A 17,582-nucleotide genomic window follows, 5' to 3' on the forward strand; every position below is an offset into this window, starting at 1 on the left:
GAGTAGGACATGACCACCCCCCGCTACGTGATGGCCATCGACCAGGGCACCACGTCCACGCGCGCGATCCTCTTCGACCACAGTGGGGCCATCGTGTCCACTGGTCAGCGCGAACACGAGCAGATCTTCCCGCGCGCCGGCTGGGTGGAGCACGACCCAGTGGAGATCTGGACGAACACCCGCGAGGTCATCGGCGAGGCCCTGGCCCGCGCCGAGGTGACCCGACACGACGTCGCCGCCGTGGGCATCACGAACCAGCGTGAGACCACCGTGGTGTGGGACCGCAACACCGGCAAGCCGGTCTACAACGCCATCGTGTGGCAGGACACCCGCACCGACCACCTCTGCGAGCGCCTCGCCGGCGACGTCGGCGCGGACCGCTACAAGGAGCGCGTCGGGCTGCCCCTGGCCACGTACTTCTCCGGCCCCAAGGTGGCCTGGATTCTGGAGAACGTGGACGGTGCCCGGGAGGCCGCCGAGAACGGCGACCTCATCTTCGGCACCACGGACTCGTGGCTCGTGTGGAATCTCACCGGCGGCGGCGAGGGCGGCCGGCACGTCACCGACGTCACCAACGCCTCCCGCACCATGCTGATGAACCTGGACACCCTCGACTGGAACGAGGAGATCTGCGCGGACATGGGCATCCCGATGTCCATGCTTCCGGAGATCGTCAGCTCCTCCGCCGAGGTGGGCACCGTATCCGGCCAGCAGCTGCTGCGCGAGACGCCGATCACCGGCATCCTGGGCGACCAGCACGCGGCGACCTTCGGCCAGGCGTGCTTCGAGGTCGGCCAGGCCAAGAACACGTACGGCACCGGCAACTTCATGCTGATCAACACCGGCGAGGAGCCGGTGCACTCGGACAACGGCCTGCTCACCACGGTGGCGTACCGCATTGGCGACCAGAAGCCGGTGTACGCGCTGGAGGGCTCGATCGCCGTCACCGGCTCGCTGATCCAGTGGCTGCGGGACAACCTCGGGATGATCGGCAGCGCCCCGGAGGTCGAGACCCTGGCCGCCGGCGTGGAGGACAACGGCGGCGTGTACTTCGTCCCCGCGTTCTCCGGCCTCTTCGCCCCGCACTGGGACGCCGCGGCCCGCGGCGTCATGGTGGGCATGACCCGTTACGTCAACAAGGGGCACATCGCCCGCGCGGCGCTCGAGGCCACCGCCTTCCAGAGCCGCGAGGTCCTGGACGCCATGAACGCGGACTCCGGCGTGGACCTCACCGAACTGAAGGTCGACGGTGGCATGGTCGCCAACGAGCTGCTCATGCAGTTCCAGGCGGACCTGCTGCGCGTGCCCGTCGTGCGCCCCAAGGTCATCGAGACCACCGCTCTCGGCGCCGCCTACGCCGCAGGCCTGGCGGTGGGGTTCTGGGCGTCCCAGGACGAGCTCGTGGCCAACTGGGAAGAGGACAAGCGCTGGGAGCCCACCATGGACGAGGAGGAGGCTGAGCGCGCCCTGCGGCTGTGGAAGAAGGCCGTGGAACGCTCCCGCGACTGGGTCGACGAGGACGTCGAGTCGGCCCAGGGCTGAGCCGTCCGGTCCGTAGGTCGGTCCGGCCGGCCCCGTGCGCCCCGGGCCGGTCCGGGCCGACCCGGCCCCTCCAGAAGGACCCCGAGCAGCACCACCCCCTCGTCGGCCGCCTGCGCGCGGAGCGGGGTCGGTGCCGTTGCCATCGGTGCAGTGGCCAGGCCCGAGGTGCCCGGCTGCTCCGACGTCAAGCTGTCCTCACCCAGGGCGTCCTCTTCCCCCGCCGCTTCCGCCCACGGCGGCGGTGGCCAGGCAGGCGAAGTAGTCCGCATCCACGTGTCGGCCGTCCTTGATGGCGCTCCGATGTGGAATCTCCTCGGAGATGCTCTCCCCGGCCGCGTTGTTCGCCGAGGCCACCACCATTTCGAAGCCGGCCACCTCAGGCCGGAGCTCGCGCGCCCGTCGTCGCATCCTGCCCTCGCCGGTCCACTCATGGGTGCGTTCGGTGAGGGCGTCGAATGGGTTCTCACTCGCCGACATTCGGTGTGCTCGTTCGACGACGTTGGACGCCAGGATGTCCCGGAGCGTCGTCGTCTTGCCGGTTCCGGGGAGGCCGTTCACACCCATCAGACCTGGCCCGCCCGCCTCGACGACGTCGGCCCGCGCGGCGACATCAATGCGGGCGGCTTGCGGATGCCCCGTGTGCTCGTGGGCAGTCATATTCGAGGAACTCAGCGATGGCTGCTGTGCCTGGAGGGCGCACTTGCCCTCCTCCCCGAGGCTCGGCGGGGGCAATCCATCCCCCCTCCCGTCTGCCCTTCGCTCTCTCCCCCCGGAGAACGACGTCCGTTCAGTTCCGGTTCAGCCCGAACCGGCGCGTCATCAGAGAGTCCTTGTAGTGCTTCTCCGCGGCGTCGATCTGGGCCTGCGGAGTATTGGAGCCGAACACGCGCAACAAGCTGAACATGTACCGCTCCGGCTGGTCGGGGTCGAGCTCCACGGCATCCCGGAGGGCGACGTTCCCACCATGCCCGTCACGGGCGTAGGCCTCCCACCGTCCGAGCACACCACGCTCACCGTCGGCCTTGCCGACGTAGCACTGGCCCGCGGTCTCGTCGGCGATCAGGTAGATCCCGCGTACGGCCTCCAGGGCGGTGCGCCAGCCTGCGTAGCGAGTCTCGGTCACCATTGACTGCAGGTCCCCGTAGCTGAGCAGCACGTGGTCGAAGCCGGGGAACGCCTCGGTGGTGGGATCGGCGATCTCCAGGACGGGGAACCGCGCCGCGAGGGGCCCGCGCTTGGCCCAGTTCACGGGGTCGGCGGACCACTCCACCACCAGGCGCTCCTCGAGAGAGGCCAGCAGCGGCACCGGCGCAACGTCGTAGTACCGGTACCGCTCCGTGCGCTCAGCCACGGCCTCCCCGCGGTTCTCGTACACGGCGGTGAGGCGAGAACGACGCCCGCCCTCCCCCATGAAGATCAGCCAGTGGCGGGCAGGCTCCTTCGGGAACTTCCCCACGTGGTGCTGCTCCCGCGTGTAGGCGAGCACCCGCTCCGGCGTGGCCGCCGCCCGCGATGGCAGCCCCGACGCCTTGTAGGTGTGGCGGATGGCCAGGACGTCGTGCGGGTCGAGGCCGGCGGCGGCGAGGACCGCACCGAGGGAGAGGACGAAGGGCTGGGTGGACTCCATGGGACCCCATTCTGCCGAGGACCCCTGATCTCCCTTCCGCTGCGATGAGCCCACAGCCACAATCACCGTGACGCCTTCTATTGGAAAAGGAAGCCATGACCGCGCCCCAGCTGCACCTGCCCCGCACGGTTGCCTCGGATCAAACGGAGCGCGCCGTTGACCTGCTCCAGCTCTATTTCAAGTCCCGGAAGTTCATCGGAAGCCAGTGGGACGGGTTCGATCCGAGCGGGAGGCGCGCCGCGTCTGCGAACGTGTTCACCGCCGACGACGTCGCCTCCACCGCCCTGCTGAACACGCCGACGTCAGGCCATGCGGTCGTGCATCTGCTCATCACCCAGAGGGAGCGCTTCGCTGGGCTGTTGGAGGCCGTCGGCCCGGACCGGGACTTCATCGACGTCGACCCGGACCCGTCCGGCAAGGACATGGCACCGGTGTATGCGCTCTACGAAGCGCTGGAGGCCCTGCCGAAGATCGGCCCGACAATCGCCTCCAAGCTGGTCGCCCGCAAGCGGCCGCGACTCTTCCCGATCATCGACGCCGAGCTGCGCCAGACCGTCTTCCAGGAGACCCGAAAGGACGGTTACGTGGGCCGGGCACTGCTCCATGCGGAGTTCTCCGCCCAGGAGCGGACTATGTGGCAGCGCCTCGAGTCCTACCGATGCGCGGCGGCCCTGCCCGCCGAGGTGACCACCCTCCGCGTCTTCGATGTGCTCGCCTGGATGGAGGCCAAGGCGTACTGAGGCCTAGGGCATGTCTGAAAACGAAGCAAGGGTCGGCTTGCACCCTCGAAGACACGTCCCGGTTCCAGATGCTCTCCGACGCCCAGTGGGAGTTGATCGCCCCGATGCTCCCCGCGCGCACAGGCCGGCAGGGCTGGCCATTCGCCGATGCCTGCACGACGGCGTCACCCTCGGGGGTCTCATACAGACCCGCCCCTTCGGAAACTCCACACCGTCCGCTATGACGGCCTTGACGCCACCAGGCGCGGCCTCAGCCCGCTCCGCCCGGAACACCGACCCGTTCAGCAGCGCCTCCCGCGCCTCGGCCACCAGCACCTCCGGCGCCGTCACCCCTCGTCCTCCAGCACCCACACCTGCTGCAGCGGGATCCGCGCCCGCGTGGAGGCCGGCAGCCGGTCGTAGGTGAGGAAGAGCTGATCGAGCAGCGCGTCGGCGTCCCAGATCCGCATGGTCGTGCGGTCTCGTTTGAACTCCAGCTCGGCGGGCCGAGTCACCCCACCCCAGGCCACGAGGAGTGCCTGATCCGCCCGGTGCTGTGTCATCGCAGAGTGCAGCCCCCGCAGCACCCGGGAACCGATCGGGGTCGGCTCGGACTTCACCTCCACGATCAACGTCGGCGCGTCCAGCCCCAGGGGTCCGGTGCCCGCGATGATGTCCACGCCGCCGTCGGGCCCGGGTGGCGAGACTTCACACCGGAAGCCGAGCACCGTGAGGATCTCCGAGACCAGGTGGGTCAGCTCGTGCTCGCGGAACTCCCCGGCCACATGGGCGCGGATACGGTCCCGGATGGCGACGACGGTCGGTGCCGTCTCGGGGTCCGTCACCTCGGTGGTGGCGTGGTCGGCGGGGGTCGCCACCGGACGGGGCAGCCCCTCTGTGAACCCGGGGTCGGGCTTTCCACGAGCGATGCTCTCGAGTCGGCGTTCGGCGTCGTTCCGGCTCGGTTGGAACACGGTGAGGCTGCCATTGAGGGTGTGGACGAGGTCCTGACCCACCACGGTCTTGGAGACCGGCTCCCCCAGCCAGTCCACCAGCAGGGAGTGGCTGCGGTGCCAGCCAGCCTCGGCCGCGTCGTGGGCGTATGCGCCGGTGACGCGTCCGAACTGCACGTAGCCGGGCTTGGTCTTCAGCGGCAGGATGACGAGGTCACCCTGGCGGATGGAGTCCCGGAATGCCCAGAGCTGGCCGGTGTAGTTGGCCCAGCGGGCGGCGCCGTCGCCGGGGTAGGCCTCCTCCACGCGACGGCGGACGTCCTCCCGGGATGTGGCGGGTGAGAGGTCACCGACCTCGGGCCAGCCCACGCTCATGCGCCCGTGCTCGATGTTCCAGTGCTCGTTCTCCCCCCGCTGTCCCGCGCGGACCACCCATGCGCTCATCGCCACTCCCTCGCTTGCGTCCGGCCGATCATCTCAGACCACGGCATGATGAGCCGATGCGCTCCTCCTCACGGATCTTCCGCCGGTGGGACATGCCGGCCGGTCTGGCCCCCTCCGTGATGTTCGGTTCCGACCCCGGACCGGGCGTCTACGTGCTCGAGTTCGCGGACGGTTCGGAGTACGTGGGCCAGAGCGTCCACCCGATCAGCCGCCTGGCGACCCACCGGCGTCGCTACAAGGACATCGTGGCCGTGCGCTTCACCTCCGTGGACCGGGCCGACCTGGACCGAGTAGAGCAGGAGATCATCACGGGCCTGCGGAATGAGGGCGTCCTGCTTCGGAACCGCACATTGCTGTCCCAGCCGCTGGGCAAGTCCGCCCTGGATGCGATCGTGAGCCAGGAGGAGCAGGCGGCCTGGATTTCGGCAGACTTCCAAGACGCGGACGTCGTCGTCGCGCCGGAACGGATCGAACTGGCCCGGGCACGGATCCTTGCGGATCCCGACCGCCTGCCGACACCGATGCGCATGCACCCGCAACTCATGGAGGCGCTGAAGTCGATCGCGACCTACCTGTACAGCGTCATCCCGTTCCCGCATGAGACGGAAGGGCGCGGCTGGGTACTCAGTGCGTGGCCGTCCACCAACCGGACGCGGAACCACCGCCGCCTGTGCACGCTGAGCATTCAGAACGTGGAGCTGCTCTTCCTGTTCGAGGACCGGAGCGAGAACGGCGCATGGGAACAGGTGATGGTGCTGAACGTGGCACCGACTTTGCCCGACACCAGCGAACTTGGGAACCTGTTCGACGACGGCGCCTACCGCACGGCCGGGCCCGTGAAGACGGCTTACCTGGCAGGGTGGCACGACCTCGATGACGTCCTGTCGGACCCTGACGTCCTCCTTGCCGCCCGCGAGCTCGCCCTAGGCCAGCTCCGCAAGGGCCGAGCCATGTTCTCCCGCTTCCACAGCCAGGCCCTGGCGGACGAGGTGTTCGCATGCGCCGCCGAATCGATCGCATCGTCCGCGTTGGGGGGCGCTCCTCCACACGCGGGCCTTCAGATGCCTCGCCAGTACTGAGGAGCGCCCCTGCCGCCTCAGCCGCCGAGGACCGCGTGGGCGATCAGTGCATCGAGCCTCCGGACGTCGACGCCGCGCTGCAGGTTGATCTTGACCATGCCGGCGCGTGTCCAGAGCTGGATCTCCGCGTTGAAGTCGAAGGTGCCAGCGTTCTCAGACGACCACATGTTCACGGCCGAGTACGGCAGCGAGTAGACCTCCACCTTCTTACCCGTCAAACCCTGCGCATCGCGGACGATGAGCCGCTTGGTGGTAAAGATCGCCTGGTCGCGGATCGTCTTGTAGGCGGCGATAGCCTCCTCTCCTGGGACGAGCATCTGCGCCACGTCCTTCGGGATCGACGTCTCACTGACGAACGTCCAGGCGGCGATGTGGTTGAACTCCATGGTTTTTCTCCTTTTCAATGGCGTTCGGGTTGCAATACTAAAATGCCATGTTCTGGCAGGAACAATATATTGACCCCAGGTCACGGATGGTAAGAGCAGGCCCCTGACGCATCCATTACAAGGTCACTTGAAGCCACGGGAACGAACTTGCCTCCAGGAAATTTCACAGGCATCTCGCCTGGATTCACGCCATCCGCCCGCCACCCATGGAGCCTGTCCTCGTTACCTCGAATTACAGAAATATGAGTCGTTCCCTCATTATGGGACAACACAACATCATCGTCCGAGACAGACACACAAACTCGGTCGACGAGCCCAAGATCGAAGATCAGCCCCTCCCCTTCCGTCAGCTGAACGGGGATCCCACTGAGCAGCCGCGCGCCAAAATTGAGAACAAAGAGAACAGCAAGAACGACAACCATTGGCCAGGTGGCCATCCACATCAGATCAGAGACGGCCCCTTTCGAAAACCACAGCCGGTAATATTCTGCCCAGCCCCGAATCGCTCCAGTTAGGACAACGAGAGTGAGAGCGAAGAGTCCAGCACCGAGAGCCGCGAGGACCGCCACCATCTGCCAATCCCGAAGGTCCTCGGCCCTCAAGTCGAAAGCACGCAGCAGGGCCCACACGGCAACTGATCCCGAGGCAGCCGATGCAAAGATGAGGAAGGACATCGCTCCGAACGACCACAGACTCCTCACCTCCGGCCTAAGGATGTGGAGATGCTTCCACCCTCGGATCAGCAAGAACCCAGCCAATACCGCTACCCCGGCCCTGAGAAGGGCCACCAGCCATCCATCCGTCGGAGCGGGGGGCCTCTGCTGCCAGGCGAGGGAGCAAACCCAAGCCAGGTACATGAACATGCCGATGCCTACTACAGGCCCAAGCCACCGACGTGGATGCCCCGCATGGGACCCAGTCGTCCACCATCCCAGCCACGCCGCCAGTGACAACCCGGCCAAATAGGCCGCGAAAATCCATCCAGACTGAATAGTCGGAGAGCCGACGAACACAGCAGAGGCCAAAACAAGGAGAGCAGGCAGAAAAACTTTAGAAGAATTCAGCAGCCGGCCCACCAGGCTCATGTTCTCTCCCTGAATCTGAGCCGGCTCCATTGCCAGACGAGCCCTCACCGGACACAGTTGTCGCGGGCCTCCGAGCCGCGTCCGAGCAAGAAGGCGCGATGCTCGTGCTTCCTCGTCCTTCAATCGCTCCTTCGGGTTCGCCCCCACCGCCCGTTCAACGGCGACCTCCCATTGCGCACCCCCTCGGAGCCACTGCCACAGGGCGTCGCCCCTACGCTCCATCGAGGGATGCGCCTGGGCCACACGCCGTCGGTCCCGTGTCACCGAGTCACGAAGACGGATTTCATCGACCCACAGGGGAACAACCGTCTGAGAAAAGTCAGCCAGCTCCTCCCGGCACGCGCGAGCCGATACCCTCCGAGCGCAGTACAACGGAATTGCAAGTTTGTACCTATCCCGACCGATCGCTTCTGGCATCCACCCTCGTGCCTCCGCACCACGCTCCAGTCGGTAGCTGTCATCCGGCGATCTCGGTCGGACCATGACCTCGACGACACGGTTCTGGTTGGTTTGCTGAGTCATCTCACACCCCCGCCCGCTTCACCACGGGCACCAGCGTGCCGTCGTAACGCTCCTCCACGGGCGTCACGATGGCCAATGCGTCGACGGGGATCGGCAGCGAGTAACCCACCGGCATGCCCTCAGGCATCGTGAGCTGCTGGGGCAGCGGCTCGAGCGACTGGAGCAGGTGGCTCAGGAACTGCGCCTCCCCCACACCGCCGGCCTGGAACGCACCCGGCACCTGCCGTCCGTCAGGCCCTGCCAGCACGTAGTGCTGCGGCACCGGCACGCGCGGCACGGTGTAGAAGTCGGTCGGTGCCAGCCGCTGCAGAAGGTCTTTGCACTCCTGCTCCGTCCCATGGAGTGCGTAGGCCTTGGCTGCCCCGGTCTGCACGACCCCTGACAGGGGATCCACGAAGAGCCAGAGGTTGAAGCAGGGCTCCAAGGTCGCGTTCATCGCGTTCCTTCCGTCGTGAGTGGGTGCCAGCGGCGACCTGTGCGACCGCTCTTCGACCGTAGCCATACATCTCATACATTGGGAAGTACTTGTTCCGATAAGCCCCCTTATCGCAGCTGCGCGCATGTCCAACTACGCTCTCGCTGTAGACTCGCCGCATCGTTTCACCTCACCTCGGAAGGAGCCGCACAGCATGCCGATGAACATGACCGACATCGCCCGCCTCGCAGGCGTGCGGCGCCCGGTGGTCTCCATGTGGCGCGCCCGCCACACCTCAGGTCCTCACCCCTTCCCCGCCCCACTCCCCCAGGCCGGCGCACACGGCGGCATCCTCTTCGACGAGCGCGAAGTCACCGCGTGGCTCGGAGCCACCGGCTTGGGCAACAACCCCGACTCGCGCGCAGAGCAGCCTCTCCACACGGACACCCTCACCACCTTGGCTGCCCACGCGGACGCCGCATCCGCCCTCCTCCTGCTCCACCACGCGGCCCAGGCCCCGCTGACCACCCTCACGCCCGAAGAAATCGACGAGGCCCTCCTCCTCTCGCAGTTCCCCGCCGAACTGCTCCCCCCAGACCTCGACCTCACCGACCCGCCCCTTGCCGACCTCATCCCCCGCATCGACGACGTCGCGGAGGCCGCCTTCACAGCGGAGGATGCGCTGGCGCGCCTCGTCGAGAGCCTTCCCTCCGATCCTGCCGAGGGCAGCGGCGCGGCCCTGACGTCCCCGGCCCGCGCACTCCTCGCTTCCGTCCTCACGGAGATCCACGCTGAGACGGACTTGCCCCTCGTCCCGACGAACCTGGCGTCCCTCACCCTGCTCACCCACACGCTGCCCCACGCCGAAACGGCCGCGCCGCGCTCCGTCGTCGCACTGCCCCGCCTTCTCCGCACGCCGCACGCCCGCGCCGCCTGGCGCCTGCTGGCGGCACGTGGGCATCACATCACTGTCCTGAGCACCGTGGACTTCATCGCTGATGATGCCCCCCTCGTGCTCCCCGCGAGCTGCCTCGCCATCGCCGTCCTGTCACCCGCTGCAGGCCCCTCCACTGCCGCCGAGGAGTTGGACGACGTCCTGCTCGCGCTGGGTCCGACGGACCGGGCGATGGTGCTCGGACCGGCGTCGCTGCTGGTTGCCTCGACGGGCCAGGCCGCGCGGCGGCGTCTGCTCACGGACGCCACAGCGTCTGGCACCACGCTGCGCTACGCGGCACCCCTGCCCAAGGGGATGCTCACGCGGTCGGCCCGGCGCCGGCTGGCCTTGTGGGTCCTGGCGGGCCGGGATTCCGTGGCGACGTCGGCCATGACAGTGACCGCAGACCACGGCGACGCGTCGCTCAGCGAGGGCGTCACGCAGGCGATCGCGGCAGACCTGGCCGTCGTGATGTCCGGCGACACGGCCACCATCCGTGACCACGCCTTCCGGTCAGGCGGTCCCCTCGATGCGGGCGCGGTCCACGCCGCCGCGGACATCACGGCGCCGCGCACCGCGGCGAGCGAGCAGCGACTCGGGGCGGACCTGCTGGCCGAAGCCCTCCACGCCGACGAGGAGCTGCTCGCAGCCGTGTCCGCAACGGGCTCCCGCGACGCTCGCCCGGAGGAGCGCGTCGGTTGGGCCACGCTCACGGGCCGGTACGGCTCGGACCGTCCGGGGGTCCGGCTCCCGTCAGATGAGCTGGCTGCGTCGGGGTCTGGCACCGGGGCCGCGATCGGGGCGGACGAACTGCGTGGGGCACGGCCCTGGGGTGCTCGTCGGATCGACCGCCTCCGCCTCGAGGAGATCGCACCGCGAGCGCGGTTCACGGAGGCCGGCGACGTCGTCTACGTGTCAGCGGGCGGGCCGGCCGCAATGGTGGACGACGTCGGCGGTCACCTGGTTCTGGCACCGGCCCGGGTCTTCCGGGCGGAGCCGCCGCAACCCGCCGTGGAGGACCCGTGGTGCGCTGCGCCGGGCCTGGTGGCGGCGGACATCGCGGCCCAGCGGGTCCCCGACAGGGACGCATGGCGCATCCGACTCGCCCCCCGAGACCGCCTCGAGGACGTCGAACGGCTGCGCCGTGAGGTGGCGGGCCGTCGCAAGGCCCTGCTGGACCGCCTCGACCGCCTGGACCGGGCCGAGGTCGCGCTCCTGCAGGGACTCGCGGCGGGGACGGTGCGCCTGGACCCGAACGGTGGCCCACAATGACGGCAAAAGCAGACATCCACAGGACATCCAGACCGCATGCGGCGGCCACGACGGCAGGGAAAGGAGCGGTGATGGTCAAGACCACCACAGTGACGCAGGAGAAGGAGGCGGCGCGGACGGCGTCGACCTCCAAGGAGCTGAAGGACACGCTCTGGAAGGCCGCGGACAAGCTGCGCGGGTCCATGGACGCCAGCCAGTACAAGGACGTGGTGCTGGGCCTGGTGTTCCTGAAGTACGTCTCGGACGCGTTCGACGAGCGCCGCGAGCAGATCCGCGAGGAGCTCAAGGACGAGTCAGCGGCCTTCATCGAGGAGTCACTCGAGGACGCGGACGAGTACACCGGCTCCGGTGTGTTCTGGGTGCCGGCGCGGGCCCGCTGGCAGTTCATCGCGGACCACGCCAAGGGTCTCTCCGCGGCGGAGGGACGCGAGTCGCAGACGGTCGGCGAGCTGATCGACGCCGCCATGCGCCTGCTCTCGGAGCACAACGAGTCTCTCAAGGGCACGCTGCCCACCATCTACGGCCGGGACAACGTGGACCAGCGCCGGCTGGGCGAGCTGCTGGACCTGCTGAACTCGGCGCGCTTCACCGGCCAGGGCGCCACGAAGGCCCGGGACCTGCTGGGCGAGGTGTACGAGTACTTCCTGGACAAGTTCGCGCGGGCCGAGGGCAAGCGCGGCGGTGAGTTCTACACGCCCCCGGTGCTGGTGCGGACGCTCGTGGAGATCCTGGAGCCGCACGAGGGCCGCGTGTACGACCCGTGCTGCGGCTCGGGCGGCATGTTCGTGCAGGCGGAGAAGTTCCTGGCCCGCCACCATGAGGACACGCAGTCCATCGCGGTGTATGGGCAGGAGCTGAACGAGCGCACGTGGCGCATGGCGAAGATGAACCTGGCCATCCACGGCATCGACTCGTCCGGCCTGGGGCCCCGCTGGGGCGACACTCTGGCCCGGGACATCCACCCGAGCCTGTCCGCGGACTTCGTGCTGGCCAACCCACCGTTCAACATCAAGGACTGGGCGCGTTCCGAGGAGGACGCCCGCTGGCGGTACGGCGTGCCGCCGGTGAAGAACGCGAACTACGCGTGGATGCAGCACATCCTGAGCAAGCTGGCCCCGCACGGCGAGGGCGCCGTGGTGATGGCGAACGGCACCATGGCATCCAACACCGGCGGAGAGGGCAAGATCCGCGAGGGGATGCTGAAGGACGACGTCGTCTCCTGCGTGATCGCGATGCCCCCGAACCTCTTCCGCTCTGTGGCGATCCCGGTGTGCGTGTGGTTCTTCACGAAAGACAAGAAGGCCGGCCCGCGGGGTTCGGTGGACCGCTCCGGTGAGGTGCTGTTCATCGACGCGCGGGAGATGGGCCACATGGTGGACCGCGTCGAGCGCACGTTCAGCGACGAGGACATCCACACCATCGCGAACACGTTCCGCACCTGGCGGGGCCGGGAGTCCGCGGAGGGCGAGTACGAAGACGTGCCCGGGTTCTGCAAGTCCGCGACCCTGCAGGAGATCGAGGAGGCGGGCTGGGCCGTGACGCCGGGCCGTTTCGTCGGCATGCCGGAGGCGCCGGAGGATGACGAGCCCGTGGAGGAGAAGATCGCCCGCCTGACGAAGGAGCTCACGGCGGCGCTGGACGAGTCCGCCCGGCTGGACGCCGTGGTGCGTGAGCAGCTCGGGAGGCTGGCGTGAACTGGACGACGACCACTCTAGGAACAATCGCCCCTCTCGCTTACGGGCGTGCTCTGACCGCCTCACAGCGAGACGAAACTGGCTCCGTCCCGGTCGTCGCCTCAGGAGGCATTGTCGGACGCCACACCTCCGCGTGTGCGACTGGTCCTGTTGTTGTCCTGGGGCGTAAGGGGTCGGTCGGCACCGTGCAATATCTCGAAGAGGATTGCTGGCCCATTGATACTGTGTTCTACACACACGGAGTGGAGAGAACCGACATCAGGTTCCTTTCTTATCTCTTTAGCTGGCTCAATCTAGGGACTCGAGTAGGCGACAGTGCCGTGCCGGGGCTCAACCGCGCTGATCTCGAATCGGTACAGGTGGTGGTCCCTCCTCTCCACCATCAGAAGTCCATCACCGAGGTCCTTGGCGCCCTGGACGACAAGATCGCCGCGAACCACCGGCTGCAGAACCTTGCGATTGACCAGATAAGTGCACTCGCGAGGGCAGCCGCCAGCACTGTGCGCTTAAGTGAGGTGGCGAGTCTCCACCGCAACTCACTCGCGCCAGGCTCATTCGGTGCAGAGAACGTGTGGCATTACAGCCTCCCTTCCTTCGACGAGGGAACGGTCCGGCTTGAAGCCAGCTCCGGCATCATGAGCGCGAAGCATCGACTCGACCGCCCGGTGGTGCTGGTGTCCAAGCTCAACCCCCGCATCCCTCGCGTGTGGCCGGTTATGCGGCTGAAGGAGGGTGTGTCCGTGACCTCACCCGAGTTCATGGCCATGGCGCCGACCCAAGGATTCTCAGTTGCGTCTCTCACGGCCGCGCTGCGAAGCGAGCAGTTCACCACAAGCCTGCTGTCCCTTGTCGCAGGGACCACGGGAAGCCACCAACGCGTGAAGCCCATGGAAGTCATGGAGCTGGGCATCCCTGACATGCGCACGCTCTCCCGCGCCGCGCTGGAAACGATCGAAGCCCTTGAGCTCATGAGTGTGTCCAGCAGTGAGGAGAACACCACCCTCGCCCGCACCCGCGACGAGCTGCTCCCCCAGCTCATGAGCGGGCGCATCACCGTCAAGGACGCGGAGAAGCGCGTCGAGGAGGAGGTCTGACCATGGCCGGCATCGGCATGCACGAGCAGGACTGGGAGGAACACGCCCTGGAGGTCCTGGCCGAGTACGGCTGGGAGACGCTCCGCGGGCCCGCCGTCGCGCCCGGCTCCGGTCAGCGCGCCTCCTGGGAGGACCCGGTCCTCCACGGCACGCTCTCCGCCGCCCTGCGCACCCTCAACCCCACCGTCCCGCCGGAGTACCTGGACCAGGCCGCAGCGGAGGTGCTCACCCCGGCGTCACAGGACGCGATCGCGGAGAATCACCGCCTCCACCAGGTCCTCGTGCACGGCTACACGGGCATCACCTACGTGGACCGGGACGGTGAGCAGCAGACCCCCACCATCCGGTTCCTCTCCTCGGACGCCTCCCGCAATACGTACCACGCCGTCAACCAGCTCACCCTCCGCAGCCGGCAGGCGGAGCGGCGCTTCGACGTCGTGCTCTACGTCAACGGCCTGCCCCTGGCCGTCATCGAGCTGAAGAATGCAGGCACCAAGCACACCACCGCCGAGGCCGCCTTCCACCAGCTCCAGACCTACGTGAAGGAGTTTCCCCACGCCTTCCAGACCGTCGCCCTCGTGATCGCGAGCGACGGCCTCACCGCCCGCTACGGCACCCCTTTCACCCCGTGGCACCATTTCGCGCCGTGGAACGTGGACGACGATGGTGCCCTCGTGCCCACCGGCGCCCCGGACCTCGACGGCGAGCCCGCCACCGAGCTCAGTCTCACCCTCCAGGGCCTGTTCAACATCGACCGGTTCGGCCAGCTCCTGCGCGACTACATCGCGTTCGACTCCACCGATGCCGGTCTGGTCAAGCGCATCGCCAAGCCGCACCAGTACTTCGCGGTGTCCAAGGCGGTGGCCAACACGGTCCACGCCGTGGAATCGGACGGGCGCATCGGCGTCGTCTGGCACACCCAGGGCTCCGGCAAATCCATGGAGATGGAGCTCTACGCCGCCAAGGTGATGCGTCACGAGCGCCTCGCCAACCCCACCGTGGTGGTCATCACCGACCGCACCGAGCTGGACACCCAGCTCTTCGACGGCTTCCGCGCCAGCACCCTGCTGCCCGAGGACCCCGTCCAGGTGAAGGACCGCAGCCATCTGCGGGATCTGCTCACGCAGTCCAACTCCGGCGGCATCTACTTCACCACCCTGCAGAAGTTCGGCCTCACCCAGGCCGAGCGGGACGCCGGCGCCGACCACCCGGTGCTCTCCGACCGCCGGAACATCATCGTGATGGCGGACGAGGCCCACCGCAGCCACTACGACACCCTCGACGGCTACGCCGCCCACCTGAAGAACGCACTGCCGAATGCCTCGCTCATCGCGTTCACCGGCACCCCCATCGCCGAGGGAGAGCGGGACACCCGGCGGGTGTTCGGCGACGACATCGACGTCTACGACCTGCACCGCGCCGTCGAGGACGGTGCCACCGTGCCGGTCTCCTTCGAGCCGCGCCTCATCACACTGGCTCGGGTCGAAGGAGTCGACGACGAGAGCCTCGACGCAGCCGCCGACGAGCTCACGGCCGGCCTGGACGAGGCCGACCGGGACCGCATCCAACGTGGCGTGGCCACCCTCGAAGCCGTCTACGGTGCGCCCCACCGGCTGCAGACCCTCGCCGAGGACTTCGTTCGCCACTGGGAGGACCGCCGTGACGCGGTGCAGCCGACTATGGGCGTTCCTGGCAAGGCGATGATCGTGTGTGCTACCCGCAGCATCGCGGCTCGCCTCTACGAGCAGATCGTGGCCCTGCGCCCCGAGTGGCACGACGACGCCGACGACAAGGGCCGCCTCAAGGTGGTCTACGACGCGAACCCCTCCGACACGGGCGAGATCAAGAAGCACATGCGGCGCCCCAGCGCGCTGGCCGCCGTGAAGAAGCGCCTGAAAAACCCGGCCGACGAACTCGAGATCGTAATCGTCAAGGACATGCTCCTCACCGGCTTCGACGCCCCGGCCCTGCACACCCTCTATGTGGACCGGCCGCTCAAGGGCGCCCTGCTCATGCAGACCCTCGCCCGCGTGAACCGCACCTTCCGCGGCAAGGAGGACGGACTGCTCGTGGCCTACGCCCCACTCGCGGAGAACCTCCAGCAGGCGCTGGCCGAATTCACCCGGGACACGCGAACAGCCGGGACGAAGACCCTGGCCCAGAACACCGAGGAGGCCGCCGACATCATCGAGACGATGGTGGGGATGCTGGCCGACACCGTGGGCGTGGACTGGAAGGCGACCTACCAGTCCGACCCGAAGAACGGCTGGCGCAAGGCCCTGCTCGAGGTCACCTCCCGGCTCCGCTCCCCCGGTACGCCCGGCAACACGGATCCCGAGGACCCCACCGTCCGGCCCGTGGCGGACACGTTCCGTTCCCAGGCTTCCCGGCTGCACCGGGCCTGGGCCCTGGCCGGCCGCGTAGCCGCCGTCGAGCGCTTCCGCTTGGACGTCAAGTTTTACGAGGAGGTCCGCACCTGGCTGGCCAAGCTCGACGCGCAGGACCGGATCGCCCGAGGGGAACCCATCCCCGAAGAGATCGCCCGCCTGCTCGGCGAGATGGTGGTCGACTCCACCGAGGCGACCGGCGTCATGGACATCTACGCGGCGGCCGGCCTCGAACGGCCCCGGCTCGACGCCCTGACCCCGGCCTGGATGGAGGAGGCGGCCGCGCCGTCGAAGGCAGAACTGGCCATCGAGGGCCTCCGCACGGACCTTCTCAAGGAGGCCACGCGCGTCACCGGAGGCAACGAGATCCGCCGAGCGCAGTTCTCCGAGCGCATCAACGCCGTCATGGCCAAGTACACCAACCAGCAGCTGACGGCCGCCGAGGTGATCGCCGAACTCGTGGAGATGGCCAAGGAAGTGGTGGCCGAAGCCGACCGTGGCCGGCGGTTCACTCCCCCGCTCCACGACCACGAGCTGATGTTCTACGACGTGGTGGCCCAGAACGAAGCCGCCCTGGATGTGATGGGCGACGACGTTCTCGCCCAGATCGCCCGCGACCTCGTGGCCACCATGCGCCGGGACATCAAGACCGACTGGACCGTGCGCGAGGATGTGAAGGCCAAGCTCCGCGCCAGCATCAAGCGGCTGCTCCGCAAGTACGGGTATCCGCCGGACCAGCAGCCCGAAGCAATCGTGGCGGTGATGCGGCAGATGGAGGCCGTGGCGCCGCGGATAGTCGACGGTCTGCGCTAAATTGAGAGCCATGAGTCAAGGGGGACTCTGGCGGCGAGATGATAGGCCCCCAGGCCCACAACTTCGCAACTGACAGGATTTTATCCCAACAGGCAAGAGAGGCATAGAGTGCGAGACAATTACGGGATGAATATTCAGAACTCCGGAGATAATCCGCAATTCACATTTATTCAGACACCTATTAGCAATTTTGCTAATCTACCTCCGGCAGACCTAGCCAGCCAGCACGCCATGGCACGCAAGGCCGAGAAGAACGAAATGAAACATCGAGGGCTCATGGGAAGCATTCTGGCACTTGTTACCCTGTTGTGCTTCGCTGGAGCATACCTATTCTTTCTCAATAGGGGCGACCTCAAAATTGCCGACATAATGAACAACTTCATGTCCAGCCTAAGCATCCCTCTGGCTGGGATGGTACTGCTTCCGATCATTGGCGTCCTCACGAGCCGCGAAGCGTACGATAGATTCGCCAAGAAGACTGAAGTCGAGATTGAGAATAAACAGCGTCAAATCCAGGCCGATAAAGCCGCCAAGAGTCGATTGTTTAACCTCAAAGAGTGGCGGTTATTAAAATCGCAGGCGTATCAAGAGCTTAGAAAAAAGTAATAAGTGTCAA

General features: G+C 67.3%; 14 protein-coding genes and 1 pseudogene. 9 read left to right on the forward strand and 6 right to left on the reverse strand.

The window, feature by feature from the left end:
* The first annotated feature begins 9 nt into the window (after positions 1-9).
* Positions 10-1,542, forward strand: a complete 1,533-nt coding sequence (gene glpK / locus AC0VX0_RS11555; protein ID WP_069941231.1) for a glycerol kinase GlpK — start codon at positions 10-12, stop codon at positions 1,540-1,542.
* A 195-nt stretch (positions 1,543-1,737) separates the two neighbouring features.
* Here glpK and AC0VX0_RS11560 read toward each other — a convergent pair whose 3' ends face one another.
* Both AC0VX0_RS11560 and AC0VX0_RS11565 read right to left on the reverse strand, forming a co-directional pair.
* Positions 1,738-2,199: a hypothetical protein gene (locus AC0VX0_RS11560; RefSeq protein WP_230297424.1), complete on the reverse strand. Its 462-nt coding sequence runs from the start codon at positions 2,197-2,199 to the stop codon at positions 1,738-1,740.
* A gap of 130 nt (positions 2,200-2,329) precedes the next feature.
* Entirely contained in the window at positions 2,330-3,169 is an 840-nt protein-coding gene (locus AC0VX0_RS11565) for a GIY-YIG nuclease family protein (protein ID WP_069941233.1), read from the reverse strand.
* A gap of 95 nt (positions 3,170-3,264) precedes the next feature.
* On the opposite strand from AC0VX0_RS11565, the gene AC0VX0_RS11570 reads away from it, so the two are divergent.
* Positions 3,265-3,909: a DUF6308 family protein gene (locus AC0VX0_RS11570; RefSeq protein WP_069941234.1), complete on the forward strand. Its 645-nt coding sequence runs from the start codon at positions 3,265-3,267 to the stop codon at positions 3,907-3,909.
* Positions 3,910-3,977: 68 nt separating this feature from the next.
* Positions 3,978-4,097: pseudogene (locus AC0VX0_RS11575) on the forward strand (IS5/IS1182 family transposase); the annotation flags it as partial.
* Positions 4,098-4,235: 138 nt separating this feature from the next.
* Here the strand turns inward: AC0VX0_RS11575 and AC0VX0_RS11580 are convergent.
* Complete coding sequence (locus AC0VX0_RS11580; RefSeq protein ID WP_069941235.1) at positions 4,236-5,285, reverse strand: restriction endonuclease; 1,050 nt, start codon at positions 5,283-5,285, stop codon at positions 4,236-4,238.
* Between the two features lie 116 nt (positions 5,286-5,401).
* Here AC0VX0_RS11580 and AC0VX0_RS11585 point away from each other — a divergent pair, with 116 nt between their 5' ends.
* Positions 5,402-6,364, forward strand: coding sequence for a GIY-YIG nuclease family protein (locus AC0VX0_RS11585; RefSeq protein WP_144825861.1), 963 nt, complete (start codon positions 5,402-5,404; stop codon positions 6,362-6,364).
* A 17-nt stretch (positions 6,365-6,381) separates the two neighbouring features.
* On the opposite strand, the gene AC0VX0_RS11590 is transcribed toward AC0VX0_RS11585, so the two are convergent.
* The 3 genes from AC0VX0_RS11590 to AC0VX0_RS11600 all read right to left on the reverse strand — a co-directional run bounded on the left by AC0VX0_RS11590 (position 6,382) and on the right by AC0VX0_RS11600 (position 8,793).
* A complete protein-coding gene (locus AC0VX0_RS11590) occupies positions 6,382-6,750 on the reverse strand; it encodes a PH domain-containing protein (protein ID WP_020624937.1) in 369 nt (122 codons plus the stop codon).
* Positions 6,751-6,830: 80 nt separating this feature from the next.
* The gene (locus tag AC0VX0_RS11595; RefSeq protein WP_141724161.1) at positions 6,831-7,538 is read right to left on the reverse strand and encodes a hypothetical protein; all 708 of its coding nucleotides are present in this window, start codon (positions 7,536-7,538) and stop codon (positions 6,831-6,833) included.
* A gap of 820 nt (positions 7,539-8,358) precedes the next feature.
* Positions 8,359-8,793: a hypothetical protein gene (locus AC0VX0_RS11600; RefSeq protein ID WP_020624936.1), complete on the reverse strand. Its 435-nt coding sequence runs from the start codon at positions 8,791-8,793 to the stop codon at positions 8,359-8,361.
* A 193-nt stretch (positions 8,794-8,986) separates the two neighbouring features.
* Between AC0VX0_RS11600 and AC0VX0_RS11605 the strand changes: the two genes are divergently transcribed.
* The 5 genes from AC0VX0_RS11605 to AC0VX0_RS11625 all read left to right on the forward strand — a co-directional run bounded on the left by AC0VX0_RS11605 (position 8,987) and on the right by AC0VX0_RS11625 (position 17,572).
* A complete protein-coding gene (locus AC0VX0_RS11605) occupies positions 8,987-10,978 on the forward strand; it encodes a hypothetical protein (RefSeq protein ID WP_396829673.1) in 1,992 nt (663 codons plus the stop codon).
* Between the two features lie 71 nt (positions 10,979-11,049).
* Positions 11,050-12,672, forward strand: coding sequence for a class I SAM-dependent DNA methyltransferase (locus tag AC0VX0_RS11610; protein ID WP_063188572.1), 1,623 nt, complete (start codon positions 11,050-11,052; stop codon positions 12,670-12,672).
* Positions 12,669-13,766, forward strand: a complete 1,098-nt coding sequence (locus AC0VX0_RS11615; protein ID WP_144868643.1) for a restriction endonuclease subunit S — start codon at positions 12,669-12,671, stop codon at positions 13,764-13,766. The genes AC0VX0_RS11610 and AC0VX0_RS11615 overlap by 4 nt, the downstream gene beginning before the upstream one ends.
* 17 nt (positions 13,767-13,783) lie before the next feature.
* The gene (locus AC0VX0_RS11620) at positions 13,784-16,966 is read left to right on the forward strand and encodes a type I restriction endonuclease subunit R (RefSeq protein WP_396829727.1); all 3,183 of its coding nucleotides are present in this window, start codon (positions 13,784-13,786) and stop codon (positions 16,964-16,966) included.
* Between the two features lie 126 nt (positions 16,967-17,092).
* Positions 17,093-17,572, forward strand: a complete 480-nt coding sequence (locus AC0VX0_RS11625; protein WP_144825863.1) for a hypothetical protein — start codon at positions 17,093-17,095, stop codon at positions 17,570-17,572.
* The last annotated feature ends 10 nt before the right edge of the window (positions 17,573-17,582 follow it).

Source organism: Micrococcus sp. iso_26 (genome assembly GCF_056172975.1).

What these genes read in the sequence shown, in the direction of transcription:
- glpK (WP_069941231.1), top strand. Translation starts at nt 10, where the DNA reads ATGACCACCCCCCGCTACGTGATGGCCATCGACCAGGGCACCACGTCC.
- AC0VX0_RS11560 (WP_230297424.1), bottom strand. Translation starts at nt 2,199, where the DNA reads ATGACTGCCCACGAGCACACGGGGCATCCGCAAGCCGCCCGCATTGAT.
- AC0VX0_RS11565 (WP_069941233.1), bottom strand. Translation starts at nt 3,169, where the DNA reads ATGGAGTCCACCCAGCCCTTCGTCCTCTCCCTCGGTGCGGTCCTCGCC.
- AC0VX0_RS11570 (WP_069941234.1), top strand. Translation starts at nt 3,265, where the DNA reads ATGACCGCGCCCCAGCTGCACCTGCCCCGCACGGTTGCCTCGGATCAA.
- AC0VX0_RS11580 (WP_069941235.1), bottom strand. Translation starts at nt 5,285, where the DNA reads ATGAGCGCATGGGTGGTCCGCGCGGGACAGCGGGGGGAGAACGAGCAC.
- AC0VX0_RS11590 (WP_020624937.1), bottom strand. Translation starts at nt 6,750, where the DNA reads ATGGAGTTCAACCACATCGCCGCCTGGACGTTCGTCAGTGAGACGTCG.
- AC0VX0_RS11600 (WP_020624936.1), bottom strand. Translation starts at nt 8,793, where the DNA reads ATGAACGCGACCTTGGAGCCCTGCTTCAACCTCTGGCTCTTCGTGGAT.
- AC0VX0_RS11605 (WP_396829673.1), top strand. Translation starts at nt 8,987, where the DNA reads ATGCCGATGAACATGACCGACATCGCCCGCCTCGCAGGCGTGCGGCGC.
- AC0VX0_RS11610 (WP_063188572.1), top strand. Translation starts at nt 11,050, where the DNA reads ATGGTCAAGACCACCACAGTGACGCAGGAGAAGGAGGCGGCGCGGACG.
- AC0VX0_RS11620 (WP_396829727.1), top strand. Translation starts at nt 13,784, where the DNA reads ATGCACGAGCAGGACTGGGAGGAACACGCCCTGGAGGTCCTGGCCGAG.
- AC0VX0_RS11625 (WP_144825863.1), top strand. Translation starts at nt 17,093, where the DNA reads ATGAATATTCAGAACTCCGGAGATAATCCGCAATTCACATTTATTCAG.